We start from the raw sequence: 13,397 nt of genomic DNA on the forward strand, positions 1-13,397 counted from the left end.
TCATGCCGCGCTCTCCCCAGCTGTATGCCCCGTTCTGCCAGCGAAACGCTCACGCGCGATCTGGTAGGCCTCTTGCGTCTGCGCGGCGGCGACATCCCATCCGGTCATCACCTGACCATGAGCGCGCGCGGCCTCCCCCGCCTCCTGCCGGCGGCGCGCATCGACGATGAGTTGGCGCAGGGCCACCGCCAGCGCCGGGGCATTGCCCGCCGGAAAGCGCGTCGCCACGGCATCGGGAAGGTCGCCGAACATGCCGGCATCGCTGGTTACCATGGCGGCGCCATAGCGCAGCGCGGAGAGGAAGGCACCGCTCGAATCGATCTCGCGATAGGGAAACGCCAGAATGTCCGCCGCGCGCAGATGCGCATCGAGGCGATGCTCCGTGAGGAAGCCGAGATCGGTCACCAGCCGCTCGCTAAAGCCGCCCCCATGAATGGCCTGCAGAAACGCCTCGACCGGCATGAACGGCTTGCCGGCAATGGCCAGCTCAAAGTCGAGCCCGTCGCGCCAGAGGTCGAGACAGGCCTGCACCAGCAGATCCAGCCCCTTATAGGGCCGAATCGTGCCGAAGAAGAGAATGCGTGGCACAGTTCCGCGCGGGACGGCGGCCAAATCCTCCGCCGTTGCCTCCCGCAAGGTCATCGGCGGATGCGGCACCAGCGCGATGTCGGCAGGGTCGATCCCCTGCTTGAGCAGCGTCTCGCGCGTCTGATCGCCATGGACGATCAGCAGATCAAACTGCCGCAGCAACGCCTCATAGCCGCGCCCCTGCACGCCCGAGCGATCCTCGCCATGGAACGGCCGGGCATTGTGAACGGTGTGGACCAGCGCTGTCCGCCCCGCCAGCCGATCGAGCAGGATCTTGTCCACCATGGCAAGCGGCAGCCACTGGAAATGGGCCACATCGCCTGCCAGCGAGCCGAGGCGGCCGAGCCGGGCATCCAGTGCATAATCCGCGGCCTTGGCGATCTGCCCGACGCGACCATCCCCCAAAACCGGTCGCAGCCGCTCGCCAATCCTGAAGAAGCGGGGCTCATAGCGGTAGCGCCTGGGCACGATGGCATCGGTTTCGCGCATCGGCCGGCCAATCAATGTCACGTCATTGCCGCGCGCGGCCAGCGCCTCGCACAGCCCATCGTCATAGCGCGGCGTAAACAGCGAGGGATCGATCATCGAAATCTTCACACGCTGCCCCTTGCCTGCGCCTCTGCGCCCCGCGCTCCTGTCAGATGCATCAGCATACGCCCATGAACCAGCCCCAGCGAAACATGAACAGCGGCGTAGAGAGCCAGAAACCCGGCGGAGAGAGTCCAGCCGAGGCTCTCATGCATGGGCATGGCGAGCGGAACCGCCAGCACACTGCCGAGCAACAGCAGCATCGAAGGCCGCAGCAAGGCCCCGAACCGCCCCAATCCCCACTGCAGATAGACCGAGACGCAAATGAGGCTGAGGCCAAAGAGCAGCGCAATCATCATCGCAATTTCAGAATATTGCAGGTCGAGATTGCCGTCGAATATGATGTGGGCGACCAGCTTTCCCGCAATTAGCAGCGCGGCGCCGCCTGCCATCGTGGCACCCAGCGACCAGCCAAGGCAGCGCAGGACAGCGCGCCGCACGCCGGCCCCATCGCCCTGATAGGCCGCGCGCGTCAGGCCGGGCAGAACCGTCTCCGCAAGAGCGCGAATGACGGCGGACAGCGAGCGGGACAGCTTAAACACCAGATCGAAGAGCAGCAGCGGCCGTGGGTCCGGCGTCACCGCGACGATGGTGAAATAGGGCGCGTTATAGGCGCCGACATCACACAGCGTGAGAAGGCCGGTGTGGCCGAAATCGGAGAGATAATGCACCCGCACCGCCGCCAGCCCCGGCCCCAGCACAATCCAGTCGCGCCGCCGCATCGCCAATGTCGCGTGGAAGGTCGCAAGCCCGGCGCACAGCACCCCGAGCGCGACGACCAGTTGAATGAGCACCGAGGCGAGAATGGGCAGCGGCCCTAGCGCCGCCAGCAGCAGCGCGAGGCCGGAGATACGGCGGATGCTGTCCAGCGCTTCCCACCAGAGATTGTGATCGACCGCGGCCAGCGCCCGCCGCGCCAGCAGGGTGAGCAGATTGAAGGCGGCGACAAGATAGAAGGTGATGAACAGCGCCGGATAGTCGGTCTTGAGCCAGCCCGTCGCGATGGCGCCACCGATCAGCACGGCGCCCAAGGCCACGAGGCCAGCAAGAATCCACAGCAGGGCGACCAGTTCGGCAGGATCGAATGCGCCCTCCCCGCTCACTCGTAAGCGCCGCAACCGGGCATAGGCGATGGCGCTCAGGCCAAGCTCGGCGGACACGGTGAAGTTGGCGAACGCGACCAACACCAGAAAGCCGCGAAATTCCTCAATGGGGAGGATGCGCACGAAGACGAAGGTGACGACGAAGCCCCACAGCATGGCAAGGGCCACATTGCCCAGCTTCACCAGCCCGAGCAGCCCGGAATGACGCTCAAGACGCCCCGCCAGCGCAATCAGGCCGGCCATCACCCCCGCAGGCTCATCATGCCGGTCGACGGGCGCGGAACAGCGTGTCGGCCAGGGCCTCCCGCCTCACCGCTTCGGGCGGCCGGGACGCGGCATCGATCAGGTCCACCTCGAACCCGGCCGCGCGGATGCGCTCGGCAAAGTCACGGCCATATTGGCGGACATGGTCCCATTGGCCGAAGCGCCGCTCCCGCTCACGGCCGGAGAGATCGGGCGGGCCATCCTCGCTGGGACGATCCCACAGCGGCACGAGCAGCCAGGCCTCGCCGCCGGGCTTGAGCGCCCGCAGCAGATTGCGCAGCACCACCGCGTCGTCAGGCACATGCTCCATCACATGGCTGGCATAAATGCGGTCGTATCGCGAGTCGTCGGTCATCGCCATCAGGTCCAGGTGCTGGACACCGGGGACGGCATAGCGTGAGGGGTCGATATCGGCGGGCACATAATCGCCGGCATGGGCACGGAACCGCTCGATCAGGCTCGCCTCGCCCGGCGCGCAATGCAGCACCGCGCTCCAGGCCGGCAAGGTGATGACACCTTCATCGAGGAGATGGTGCATCAGCCGTTCGCGCGGCGATGCGCCGCAATCGAGGCATCCCCATTCCGCTTCATCGCCATAGCGGAAGAAGCCCACCACATCGCGCCGGCACGCCGGGCAGTGCCGGTCACGCGCAGCACCGAAGGCTGACCGCACGGCCAGTTCGGCTCTCGAGAAATGCTTACCTGCGGCCTTGCGCACGCGTTGCATGGTGATCATGGCGCGAGCCTATACAATGCTGCACCCCGAAAGCGAGAGGAACCGCACATCTTTGCGTGCACGGCCTCAGTCGCGGGACTTGGCGGGCGTCCACAGCGTGAAGGTCTGCCCGCGCATGGCGAGCAGCACGCCCTTCAAAGTCGCCATATAGGCCAGCAAAAGATCGAAGATCGCCGCGAGCGGCCCGCGTCTTGCCATCGCGCCCAGCATCGCCAGCACCAGCCCGGCCGCGACCAGCGCGACTGCGGCAACGGGCGTGATCCGCCAGGCCAGTGCCAGCGCCGCCAGCACCGCCAGAGCGATCCACAGGCCACCGAACCAGCGCACAATCTTGCGCGAGCCATATTTGAACCGGTCGAGCCGGCTCATCCGCCGCAATCCCGGCCGCAAATGCCGGTGCGTGTGCCAACTGCGGGCGGCGATGCGCACCTTGCGGCGATATTCGTCCGCGCGCTGGGCCACCATCGCCTCGCGGGCGATCACGTCCTTGGCCTTGATGAGTCGGCGGCCGGCGAAGACCACGGCCATGGAGACGGTGAGATCGTCCAGCACGCTGTCGGGGAAATCAGGATAGAGCGCGCGCCGGATAGAGAAGATCGATCCGTCCGCCCCCATCACATTGCCGGTGCGCGACTCGAGATCCTTGAGATGCTCCTCAAGCCGCCAGTAGAGCGCGCCCACAGACGCCGAAGCGCTGCGATCCGCGCCATCATAATGCAGCGAGCCGAGCACGCCGCCGACCTGCGGATCGGCATAATAAGGCAGCAGCGCATCGATGGCGTCCGCATCGAGCAGCACATTGGCGTCGGTGAAGACGAGGATGTCGCCCGTGGCCATGGCCGCCAGCTGCTTCATCCCGTGCGCCTTGCCGCTGCGACCCGGCCCACGCAGCAGGGTGAGGACGTCCTGAGCCAGTGCCAGCAGGTCGCCCGTCCCATCGCTTGAGCCATCGTCGAAGGCGAGAACCTGCAAACCCGGATGCCGCGCCTTCAGCAGGCGCAAATTCTCGATCTTCGCGGGCAGCGATGCGGCCTCGTTATAAGCGCAGAAGAGCAGCGAGACGGTGGGTGGGGCCGCGCCGCCCGCGTGCTCGACCGGCTTGGTCGGCAGCAGCCGCAGGATGAGCGGATAGATGAGGAACGGCCAGACCAACAGCACCGCACATAGCACGATGATGAGGGCGAGGATCACATCGACGGGCGTCATCGTATGTGTCCCCTCCGGGCTTCCCTGTTCTCCTGCGAAAGCAGGAGTCCAGGGCGCAGCAGATGAACTTTGCCGCCCTGGGCTCCTGCTTTCGCAGGAGTACAACGCCTCTCTGCAAAACGCCCATCCTCAGAATGCATTGTCATGCGCCAGCACCCGCAGCGTCGCGACAATTATCCGCAAATCCCGCCAGATCGACCAGTTGGTCACATATTCAAGATCGGACTGGAGCCGATTGATGAGATCCTCGTGCCGGTCGGTCGGGCCGCGATGGCCACGCACCTGCGCCAGACCGGTCATGCCCGGTTTGATGCAATGGCGCGCCCAATAGCGCTCATCGACCTCCCAATAGAGGCTCTGCGCCGCCTTCGCCGCCGGAGCATGCGGGCGGGGACCGACGATGCTCATATCGCCTTTCAACACATTGAAAAGCTGCGGCAGTTCATCGATACTCGTGCGCCGCAGAAAGGCGCCGATGCGGGTCACGCGCGGATCGTCCTTTTCGGTGAGCTTGTCCGCCTTGAGGTCGCTCAGCGCCATATGCATAGTGCGGAATTTGAGGATCATGAACGGCCGCGCATCGCGCCCCAGCCGCTGCTGGCGGAAGAACACCGGCCCCGGCCCCGAGAGCTTCACCGCCAGCGCGCCGAAAATGAGGATCGGCGAGAGCGCCAGGATCGCCGGCACGCAGATCGCCAGATCGAACAGCCGCTTCAACAGCCGGTCGCGGAACAGCAATGGCCCGCCGGCCACCACCAGCGTCGGATGATCGGCAAAGGCGCTCACTTTCGCGGGCACGAACTGGCGCATCTCCGGCACCAGAATTTCCCCCTTGGCGGACAGGGAGGTAAGCGCGATGCGCCAGTCCGCGATCCGTTCGGCCGGGCACGCGACGACCACGCGCTCGGCGCCGCCGACACCATCGGCGAGGCGCTCGGCCATCTTGGCATCCCGCGCGGTGGGGTCGAAGCCGATCGCCTGCGCATCCACCCGCCACGCATCGCGCGGCGTTTCGATCTCGACGCCATCGACCAGCAGCACCGTGATGTGCGGCACCGTGCCGACCAGCCAGATTGCCAGCCTGTCGATCAGCGGACGCACCGCGATCAGCCCGCCGGCCGACAAGGCGAGGCCGACCATGAAGGTGAGACGCGACAATTGCTCGGCGATCTTGCCGAGATAGATAATGAACAGGGTCAGCATCACCGCTTGCGCCAGCGACCATACCGCCTTGGCGGCGCTCGCCCGACGATTGCCGATCATCCTTATCCCGTAGACGCCGCCATGCACGGCAATGAGCACGTAGACCGGCACGATCATCGCGGCCATCACCAAGCCATGCGGCTTGCCCGGCTCGCCGATGAGGGACCCCAGTACCAGCAGATTGGCTAAGGCAAAGGCCAGCCCGAGCACCAGCATGTCGAGCATGATGCTCAGCAGATAGAGGCGCAGGCGTGCTGCTTCCTTCGACTGCGCTGGTTTGGCTGCCATGGCCGCGCGCTATGCCCCTGCGCGGGGGCCGTCAACGAGATTGTGCGTGGGCGGCGCGGTGGCATCCGTCGCAGTTCCAGCAACATATGTCCCGCGCCGGGGCAGGAATTCGGGATCATCGCTGGAATATCGTGTATGACCCTTTTATGACGGCCGCCCCAGAACGCCGCGGAGAGATGATGCAGCATAGCCCCAACAGACCAGCGCCAGCCGTGAACAGGATTCAAAACAACCTGCTTGCGGCGCCGGAGAGACGTCTGCTGAACTGGCTGTGCAGCATCATGCCCCGCTGGGTCACGCCCGATATGCTCACGACGCTGGGCGTGGTGGGCGGGCTTGCCACCTTCGTCGGCTATGCCGGCAGCAGCTTTGGCGACCAATGGCTGTGGCTGGCGATGGCCGGCTATGTGATGCAGTGGTTCGGCGACTCGCTGGATGGCAGCCTCGCCCGCTATCGCCACATCGAGCGGCCGTCCTACGGTTACTTCATCGACCATAGCTGCGACGGGATCGTGACCCTGCTCATTCTGGGCGGCATGGGCTTCAGTCCCTATGTCCGGGTGGACGTCGCGATGTTCGCGGTCGTCGGCTATCTGCTGCTCTCCATCCACGCCTATCTCGCGGCTCGGGTGATGGGCGAATTCAAGCTCTCCTACGGCATTGCCGGGCCGACGGAGCTGCGCTTCGTGCTGATCGGTATGACCATTGGGATGATGCTCACCGACCCCACCCGGGCACCGGCCATCTCGCCGTTCGACATGATCGTCGGCGGCGTGGGCGTGATCTTCGTGGTGCTGTTCGTCAGCCAGACGCTCGTTGCGGGCCGTCAACTGTCCCGGTCGGACAACGCCCGGCGCGGCTAAACGCCGCCGCGCCGAACGGGGCCTGCCTTATTCGGCGGCCTCTTCCAGATGACCATGCGGCGCAGCCTGCATCGCCGCGATGCCGAGCTTGGCGAGCAGCGCGCCATCCTTGTCGTCGCCGGCATTGGGTGTGGTGAGCAGCTTGTCGCCGGTAAAGATACTGTTGGCCCCAGCCATGAAGCAGAGCGCCTGACAGGCCTCGCTCATGCTCTCCCGCCCCGCTGAAAGGCGGACCATCGCCTGCGGCATGGCGAGCCGCGCCACCGCCACCGTGCGGACGAACTCGATCTCGTCGATCTTGGCGAGCGGCGTATCGGCGAGCATGTCGCCAAGCACGGTGCCCTTCACCGGCACCAGCGCGTTGATCGGCACGCTCTCCGGATGCGGCATCGTCGCCAGCGCGTGGATGAAGCCGATGCGATCCTCCCGCGTCTCGCCCATGCCCACAATGCCACCGCAACAGACGTTGATCCCAGCGGAGCGCACGGCCTCCAGGGTCTCGATGCGATCGGCGAAGCTGCGCGTCGTGATCACCTCGCCATATTTCTCCGGCGCGGTGTCGATGTTGTGATTATAATAATCCAGTCCGGCTTCGGCGAGCATCTGGGCCTGACCCGGCGTCAGCATCCCCAGCGTCATGCAGGTTTCCATGCCCATTTCGCGCACGCCCTTCACCATCTCGATGAGCGCGGGCATGTCGCGGTCCTTGGGGTTGCGCCAGGCCGCGCCCATGCAGAAGCGGCCCGAACCGGCATCCTTGGCCTGGGCGGCGGATTGCAGCACGGCGCGCACGTCCATCAGCTTGGTGGCCTTGAGGCCGGTCTCTGCATGGACGGACTGGTTACAATAGCCGCAATCCTCCGGGCAGCCGCCGGTCTTGATCGAGAGCAGCGTCGAGAGCTGCACCTCGTTGCGCGGATGATTGGCCCGATGCACGCCCTGCGCCTCATAGAGCAGATCCATGAACGGCAGATCGAACAGCGCGGCGATTTCCTCGCGCGTCCAGTCGGTTCGGGGGGCGGTTGTCACCGGCGCGGCTGCGGATGAAAGCTGTGTCATAGCCTGCCCCTCTGCCTCAGGCCGAGGCGCTTGAAAAGCTACTCTTGCCATTGGCGGCATCAGCATAACGCCTGAGCGCATCCGCATAACGCCCGACCAGCCGCCGCGCCTGTTCATCGGCGGGCATCGCAGCAAGCGCCGCGCTCAGCCGCACAGGCCATTCTCCCGGCAGATCGCCCAGCCGCTCTCGAGCGATGCCAATGGTGAAGAGGATGGCACGGCTCTCCGGCAGGCGCCTCAGCGTTTGCCGTTCGCAGCGGACGATCAGCGTCTGCCCGGCATTGTCCGGCGTGACATGCGCAAACGCGGCGGCCTCATCGACGGTCGGGAGATAGCGCCACTCCATGGACGGCACGATGAACCAGTTGGCCCGCGCGAAAATTGGCCCCGCTTTCAGCCCATTCATGAAATGATCGACACCGGGCGCCAATTGCTCGGCATAGCCATGGATGGGCGCATGGATCTGCGCCATCGGTCGGCGGATCTTGTCCGCAATGCGCCAGTCGGTCGGGAAGCCCACCGCAGCGGCGGTAAGCTGCCACGGCCCGCCAGGCTCCGCCTGCTGCATGATGCACAGGTCTTCCCAGCAGCCGCGCGCGATATCGACCAGCTCTCCTGAAATGCCGACCATCGCGCCGAGTTCGCGGATGGCGCCATAGGCACCGGGCAGCGTCTGCACCGCCGCCGGGTGCGCATCGAACACGGCGGCGCGGGCGGCGCGGTCGAAGTCCGGCCAGAGCCAGTCCTCCTCCGGCACGCGGCGCAGGCCCATGGTCATCGCACGGCCCATCCGCGCTGCGCCCAGCAGATCGGGCACGGAGAAGCCAAGCGTCATGCTGCCCCGCCTCCGTGCCCGGCTGCCATCCTCAGAGCGCGTCCAGCGCCTGCGCCATGTCGGCGATAATGTCGTCGATATGCTCGATACCAACCGACACGCGCACCACGTCCGGCCCGGCACCAGCTGCGACCAGTTCCGCCTCTGACAGCTGGCTATGGGTGGTCGAAGCAGGGTGGATGATCAGCGAACGGGTATCGCCGATGTTGGCCAGATGGCTAAACAGCTTGACGCCCGAGACGAGCTTGATGCCAGCCTCACGCCCACCCTTCACGCCGAAGGTGAACACGGCGCCGCCCTTGCCGCCCAGATAACGCTGCGCGAGCGCATGATAGGGATCGTCCGGCAGACCCGCATAGCGCACCCACTCCACCTTGGGATGCTTCTGCAGCCACTGCGCCAGCGCCAGCGCGTTGTCGCAATGCCGCTCCATGCGCAGCGAGAGTGTCTCCATGCCCGTGAGCGCGAGAAACGCGTTCATCGGCGCCAACGCAGGCCCCAGATCGCGCAGGCCCAGCACCCGGCAGGCGATGATGAAGGCAATCGGCCCTACCGCGTCGCTCAGCACGGCGCCGTGATAGGAGTCGTTGGGCTGGGTCAGCGCAGGAAACTTGCCGGACTTCACCCAATCGAACTTGCCGGCATCCACGATCACGCCGCCGATGGAATTGCCATGGCCGTTAAGGAACTTGGTGACCGAATGCACCACGATGTCCGCGCCATGCTCGATCGGGCGGCACAGCACCGGCGTCGCCAGCGTGTTATCCACGATCAGCGGAATGCCGGCATCATGCGCGATCTTCGCGATCGCCTCGATATCCTGCACCACGCCGCCGGGATTGGCGAGGCTCTCGATGAACACGGCGCGCGTGCGGTCCGTGATCGCCGCGGCGATATTGGCCGGATCGTCCGCATCCACGAAGGTCGAGCCCCAGCTCATCTTCTTGAAGCTGTGGCCGATCTGGTTGAGCGAGCCTCCATAGAGTTTCTTGGCCGCGACGATGTGATCGCCGGCTTCCAGCAACGTGTGGAACGCCAGGAACTGCGCGGCATGACCCGAGGCCACGGCCAGCGCGGCAGCACCGCCCTCAAGCGCCGCAATCTTGCCTTCCAGCACGCCATTGGTGGGGTTCATGATTCGCGTGTAGATGTTGCCGAACTCCTGCAGCGCGAAGAGGCGCGCGGCGTGATCGGCATCATCGAACACATAGGATGCCGTTTGATAGATCGGCGTGATCCGCGCCTTGGTCGTCGGGTCGGGCTCGGTTCCGGCATGGACAGCGAGGGTATCGATCTTCTGGCTCACGGGGCTGCTCTCCTTTGTGTTGCGCGAAGCGTGACCGACAGCGGCACGGACCGCCATACAGAAGGCTCCTTAGCGTCTCGCCAACGCAAAGCCTACCGCCAGCGCGTGCCTGCAGACCGATGATCGTCCATCTGCTTGCGGAGATGGCTCCCGATCGCCAACTAGGCACCACAGACAGGACACGCCATGCACATCCAGGACCCCACGCCCCGCCCCCGCCAGATCGCCGAGATCGGCAGCTATCATGCGCATATTTATTATGATGCCGCGACGCGCCCGGTGGCGGAGCGCCTGCGCGCGGGCGTGTCCGATCGATTTTCCGTTCGGCTGGGGCGTTGGCACGATCGGCTGGTCGGGCCGCACACGCAATCCATGTTCCAGATCGCCTTCGCCTGCAGCCTGTTCGACACGCTGGTGCCCTGGCTGATGCTCAACCACGGCGGACTGAGCATCCTCATTCATCCCAATACGCTGAACCAGCGGCGCGATCATCTGGAGGACGCGCTGTGGATCGGCACCCCGCAGGCGATCCTGGGAGACCGTCTGCCGACCGAGGGCGCAGAGCCGAATGATGTGGGTGAGATCAATTCCGCGCCCGTTGCCGGAGTCACCATTTAGCGAAGGAGCATTCCTGTCGCAGCGCCTCTCGGAGCGGCGCGACAAGCATAGAAAAACCCCGCCAAGTCGTTGAACCTGGCGGGGTTTTCCATGGTGGGCGTGGCAAGGATTGAACTTGCGACCCCTGCGATGTCAACACAGTGCTCTACCACTGAGCTACACGCCCACTTGAGAGGAGAGGCCCTTACGCAACGCGCGAGGGCGGCGCAAGCGCAAATATCAGAGAAGGTTCTCCGCGCTGGTGCGATTGAACATTCGGTCGACCTCCATCACCAGATCGCGCAAGTGAAACGGCTTGGAGAGAACCTTGGCTTCCGGCGCGACGCGCCCCGCGCGCAGGGTCACCGCTGCAAAGCCTGTGATGAACATCACGCGCGTATGCGGCGAGACGGACGCGACATGCTGGGCCAACTCAATGCCGTCCATTTCCGGCATCACGATATCGGTCAGCAGCAGATCGAAATGCTCGGCCTCGATGATCGGCACCGCCGCCGTGCCCCGGTCCACCGCCACGACCTCATAGCCGGAGCGTTCGAGCGCACGAACGAGATACTGCCGCATCGAGTCATCGTCTTCCGCCAACAAAATGCGAAACATGCGCGTGCCGAAGCCTCCGGGATACTCGTCGATCACACCGCCATAAAGCCTGATAGGCCTTGGCGTCACCCCTTGCTTTATGCGAAAAGCGATTAAGAATTTCCATCAGTTGCGGCCAATTGCGGAAAATTTCGCAGCCGCAAGCGGCCCTGTGGAGGACCATTGCGACCCAAGCCTGCCCGGAGTCATGACGCGTTTCATCACTACGGCGTGGCCGGTGATCGCGGCCCTCTGGTGTTCGCCGTCCCTCACGCGGGGCGGGATTATTCCCCCGCCCTGCTTGCGCGGGCCCGCGTTTCGCAAAAGGCGTTGCAAGGGCTGGAGGACCGCTATGCCGATCTGCTGGTGGAAAGGCTCATCGAGCAAGGCCATCATGTGCTGATCGCGCGCCAGCCCCGCGCCCTGATCGATCTCAATCGCGACGAGCGGGAGGTCGATCTGCGTGGCATCCAGGGGGCGCCATGGAGCTTTCGTGGCCAGAGCAGCGCAAAATTGCGCGGTGGCCTGGGGCTGATCCCGGAGCGGCTGGCGACGACGGGCGGTCTCTGGCGCGATCCTCTGCCCTACGCTGCCTTGTGCCAGCATATCGAGCAGGTCCATCGCCCCTACCACGCCGCGCTGGCGGCTGCGCTAGACGTGACGCGCCGGCGCTATGGCATCGCGCTGCTGCTCGACATTCATTCCATGCCACCGCTCAAGGCCACGACGACCGACATACCGACTCCGCGCGTGGTGATCGGCGACCGATTCGGGCGGAGCGCGACGGATCGGCTGACCGACCTGTGTGCAGACGTCATCCGCCGGCACCGCCTGCCGGTGGCGATCAACGCGCCCTATGCGGGTAACCATATTCTCGAGCGACATGGCGGGCCCGAGCGGGACGTTCACGCTATTCAGATCGAATTCGATCGGTCGCTTTATCTGGACGCGGCAATGACCGAACCGGGGCCTGGCCTTGCCAATGTGCAGGGCCTGCTGGTGACACTGGCCGAGCATCTCTCGCGCGAGCTGATTGACTTTGCCCGGCCGCTGGCGGCCGAATAGCGCAGACCGAGCCATCTCCGTTTAACCATAAAAAACCACCCCGTGCGATGCACAGGGTGGCCCAGGTTCAGGGAGGAGACGTCCCGAAAGGGCGGGACGCCCACGCAACGGCTCGAAAGGGGGAACAAGCCATTACGTATTCCGAAGTTAAGGCACGGCCCGAGCCTTTTCAAGCCCGGGCCGCAAGAGGTAGATGATTTTTTCAACTTATCGCCTCGCCCCGCCGAAAAAATCGAGCGGCTGAGCGAGGGGCGCGATTTAGCTGATCTGGTAAGCCGGCACCGGGCCGAGGCCGAGGGCGCGCTGAGCGAAGAACAGCTCACGCATGCCCTGCAGCGAGAACAGATGCGCATGAATGAGCGGAAGCGCACCGCTCTGGTTGAACTTGCGCAACTGATCGCCACGCAGCTCGCGCAGCTTTTCCTCGTTGACCATCTGGAAGCCGCGATAAACGAAGGGCTGCTCCTGATCGGGAATCTGGATGCTCAGCTCGCCGTCCATCAGAAGCTCCTGCTCCTGCAGTTCCTTGACGAACTGGCCGGTGCGCATCGCCGCTTCCTCGAACTGCTGGCAGAAGGCGAGCAGTTCCTTGGTCAGCTCGCTGGCCTCGCCATTTTCGATGAGCGGACGTCCGTCCTCATACTCACCGACGATCTCGCTGGTCGGATCGAAGCACAGCGACAGCTCGTCGGAATCCGGACGCAGGCGCACCAGCATCCAGGGGTAGCGACGGATATAGGCCGGAACATAGCCGTCCTCGCGGCGCAGCTTGCCCTCGCTGTCGACCAGCGTGTTGACGCCCTCGTTGAGGCCCATCAGCGCCAGCGGCACGGGATTGGGGCCGCTGGAGAAGACGATCGGCAGGAAACGCTGGGCCTGCGCGAACTCGTCGAGCGTCAGCGGGACGGCGTGGACGCCCACGATATGCGGCGCGGTGTCATAGTTGCGCAGCGTGTACTTGCCGTGCTGCTCCACATTGAGCGGCACCAGATCGTTATAAAGCAGAGGCAAATTCTGGGCTTGTGGCGCGCTGGCCATGACATCGGTCTCCTGAAACGGACATGGATCAGCCCGTTCCCGATGGGCCGGCTGAATGACG

The 13,397-nt window shown here is 64.9% G+C and carries 13 protein-coding genes and 1 tRNA gene; 3 read left to right on the plus strand and 11 right to left on the minus strand.

The features are described from left to right. The 5 genes from M2334_RS10680 to M2334_RS10700 form a co-directional block, all read right to left on the minus strand. Positions 1–1,185 carry a glycosyltransferase family 4 protein gene (locus M2334_RS10680; RefSeq protein ID WP_264605385.1) on the minus strand — a complete coding sequence of 395 codons (1,185 nt, stop codon included), beginning with the start codon at positions 1,183–1,185 and terminating at the stop codon, positions 1–3. Beyond that, positions 1,182–2,522 (minus strand): hypothetical protein, encoded by a 1,341-nt coding sequence (locus M2334_RS10685; RefSeq protein WP_264605386.1) that lies wholly within the window; start codon positions 2,520–2,522, stop codon positions 1,182–1,184. Before M2334_RS10685 ends, M2334_RS10680 begins: the two co-directional genes overlap by 4 nt. 16 nt (positions 2,523–2,538) lie before the next feature. After that, on the minus strand, positions 2,539–3,279 hold the full coding sequence (locus tag M2334_RS10690; protein ID WP_264605387.1) for a class I SAM-dependent methyltransferase: 741 nt from the start codon (positions 3,277–3,279) through the stop codon (positions 2,539–2,541). Between the two features lie 66 nt (positions 3,280–3,345). Further along, a complete protein-coding gene (locus tag M2334_RS10695; protein ID WP_264594751.1) occupies positions 3,346–4,485 on the minus strand; it encodes a glycosyltransferase family 2 protein in 1,140 nt (379 codons plus the stop codon). Between the two features lie 129 nt (positions 4,486–4,614). Then, a complete protein-coding gene (locus tag M2334_RS10700; RefSeq protein WP_181559278.1) occupies positions 4,615–5,976 on the minus strand; it encodes an exopolysaccharide biosynthesis polyprenyl glycosylphosphotransferase in 1,362 nt (453 codons plus the stop codon). Between the two features lie 179 nt (positions 5,977–6,155). Between M2334_RS10700 and M2334_RS10705 the strand changes: the two genes are divergently transcribed. After that, the gene (locus tag M2334_RS10705; RefSeq protein WP_264569966.1) at positions 6,156–6,839 is read left to right on the plus strand and encodes a CDP-alcohol phosphatidyltransferase family protein; all 684 of its coding nucleotides are present in this window, start codon (positions 6,156–6,158) and stop codon (positions 6,837–6,839) included. 27 nt (positions 6,840–6,866) lie between these two features. On the opposite strand, the gene bioB is transcribed toward M2334_RS10705, so the two are convergent. From bioB to M2334_RS10720, 3 genes are read right to left on the minus strand one after another with little or no spacing between them, the layout of a single operon-like run. Continuing rightward, positions 6,867–7,898, minus strand: coding sequence for a biotin synthase BioB (bioB, locus tag M2334_RS10710; RefSeq protein WP_264569965.1), 1,032 nt, complete (start codon positions 7,896–7,898; stop codon positions 6,867–6,869). 16 nt (positions 7,899–7,914) lie between these two features. Further along, on the minus strand, positions 7,915–8,733 hold the full coding sequence (locus M2334_RS10715) for a DUF3445 domain-containing protein (protein ID WP_264594752.1): 819 nt from the start codon (positions 8,731–8,733) through the stop codon (positions 7,915–7,917). 31 nt (positions 8,734–8,764) lie between these two features. Then, positions 8,765–10,039 (minus strand): O-acetylhomoserine aminocarboxypropyltransferase, encoded by a 1,275-nt coding sequence (locus tag M2334_RS10720; RefSeq protein WP_264594753.1) that lies wholly within the window; start codon positions 10,037–10,039, stop codon positions 8,765–8,767. Between the two features lie 186 nt (positions 10,040–10,225). On the opposite strand from M2334_RS10720, the gene M2334_RS10725 reads away from it, so the two are divergent. Continuing rightward, positions 10,226–10,657: a DOPA 4,5-dioxygenase family protein gene (locus M2334_RS10725; RefSeq protein WP_264594754.1), complete on the plus strand. Its 432-nt coding sequence runs from the start codon at positions 10,226–10,228 to the stop codon at positions 10,655–10,657. 91 nt (positions 10,658–10,748) lie between these two features. On the opposite strand, the gene M2334_RS10730 is transcribed toward M2334_RS10725, so the two are convergent. Together M2334_RS10730 and cpdR are read right to left on the minus strand one after the other, a co-directional pair. Next, positions 10,749–10,823: transfer RNA gene (locus M2334_RS10730), tRNA-Val, on the minus strand. A 53-nt stretch (positions 10,824–10,876) separates the two neighbouring features. After that, complete coding sequence (cpdR, locus tag M2334_RS10735; RefSeq protein WP_181561372.1) at positions 10,877–11,254, minus strand: cell cycle two-component system response regulator CpdR; 378 nt, start codon at positions 11,252–11,254, stop codon at positions 10,877–10,879. Between the two features lie 210 nt (positions 11,255–11,464). Here cpdR and M2334_RS10740 point away from each other — a divergent pair, with 210 nt between their 5' ends. Further along, a complete protein-coding gene (locus tag M2334_RS10740; protein WP_264594755.1) occupies positions 11,465–12,298 on the plus strand; it encodes an N-formylglutamate amidohydrolase in 834 nt (277 codons plus the stop codon). Positions 12,299–12,556: 258 nt separating this feature from the next. Here M2334_RS10740 and M2334_RS10745 read toward each other — a convergent pair whose 3' ends face one another. Further along, a complete protein-coding gene (locus M2334_RS10745) occupies positions 12,557–13,336 on the minus strand; it encodes a SapC family protein (protein WP_181559273.1) in 780 nt (259 codons plus the stop codon). Between the last annotated feature and the right edge of the window lie 61 nt (positions 13,337–13,397).

The organism is Sphingobium sp. B11D3D (genome assembly GCF_025961755.1).
In the GTDB taxonomy this organism is placed as follows: Bacteria; Pseudomonadota; Alphaproteobacteria; order Sphingomonadales; family Sphingomonadaceae; genus Sphingobium.

Coding starts and splice junctions, on each gene's coding strand:
- M2334_RS10685 (WP_264605386.1), bottom strand. CDS start 2,522: ATGGCCGGCCTGATTGCGCTGGCGGGGCGTCTTGAGCGTCATTCCGGG.
- M2334_RS10690 (WP_264605387.1), bottom strand. CDS start 3,279: ATGATCACCATGCAACGCGTGCGCAAGGCCGCAGGTAAGCATTTCTCG.
- M2334_RS10695 (WP_264594751.1), bottom strand. CDS start 4,485: ATGACGCCCGTCGATGTGATCCTCGCCCTCATCATCGTGCTATGTGCG.
- M2334_RS10700 (WP_181559278.1), bottom strand. CDS start 5,976: ATGGCAGCCAAACCAGCGCAGTCGAAGGAAGCAGCACGCCTGCGCCTC.
- M2334_RS10705 (WP_264569966.1), top strand. CDS start 6,156: ATGCAGCATAGCCCCAACAGACCAGCGCCAGCCGTGAACAGGATTCAA.
- bioB (WP_264569965.1), bottom strand. CDS start 7,898: ATGACACAGCTTTCATCCGCAGCCGCGCCGGTGACAACCGCCCCCCGA.
- M2334_RS10715 (WP_264594752.1), bottom strand. CDS start 8,733: ATGACGCTTGGCTTCTCCGTGCCCGATCTGCTGGGCGCAGCGCGGATG.
- M2334_RS10725 (WP_264594754.1), top strand. CDS start 10,226: ATGCACATCCAGGACCCCACGCCCCGCCCCCGCCAGATCGCCGAGATC.
- cpdR (WP_181561372.1), bottom strand. CDS start 11,254: ATGTTTCGCATTTTGTTGGCGGAAGACGATGACTCGATGCGGCAGTAT.
- M2334_RS10745 (WP_181559273.1), bottom strand. CDS start 13,336: ATGGCCAGCGCGCCACAAGCCCAGAATTTGCCTCTGCTTTATAACGAT.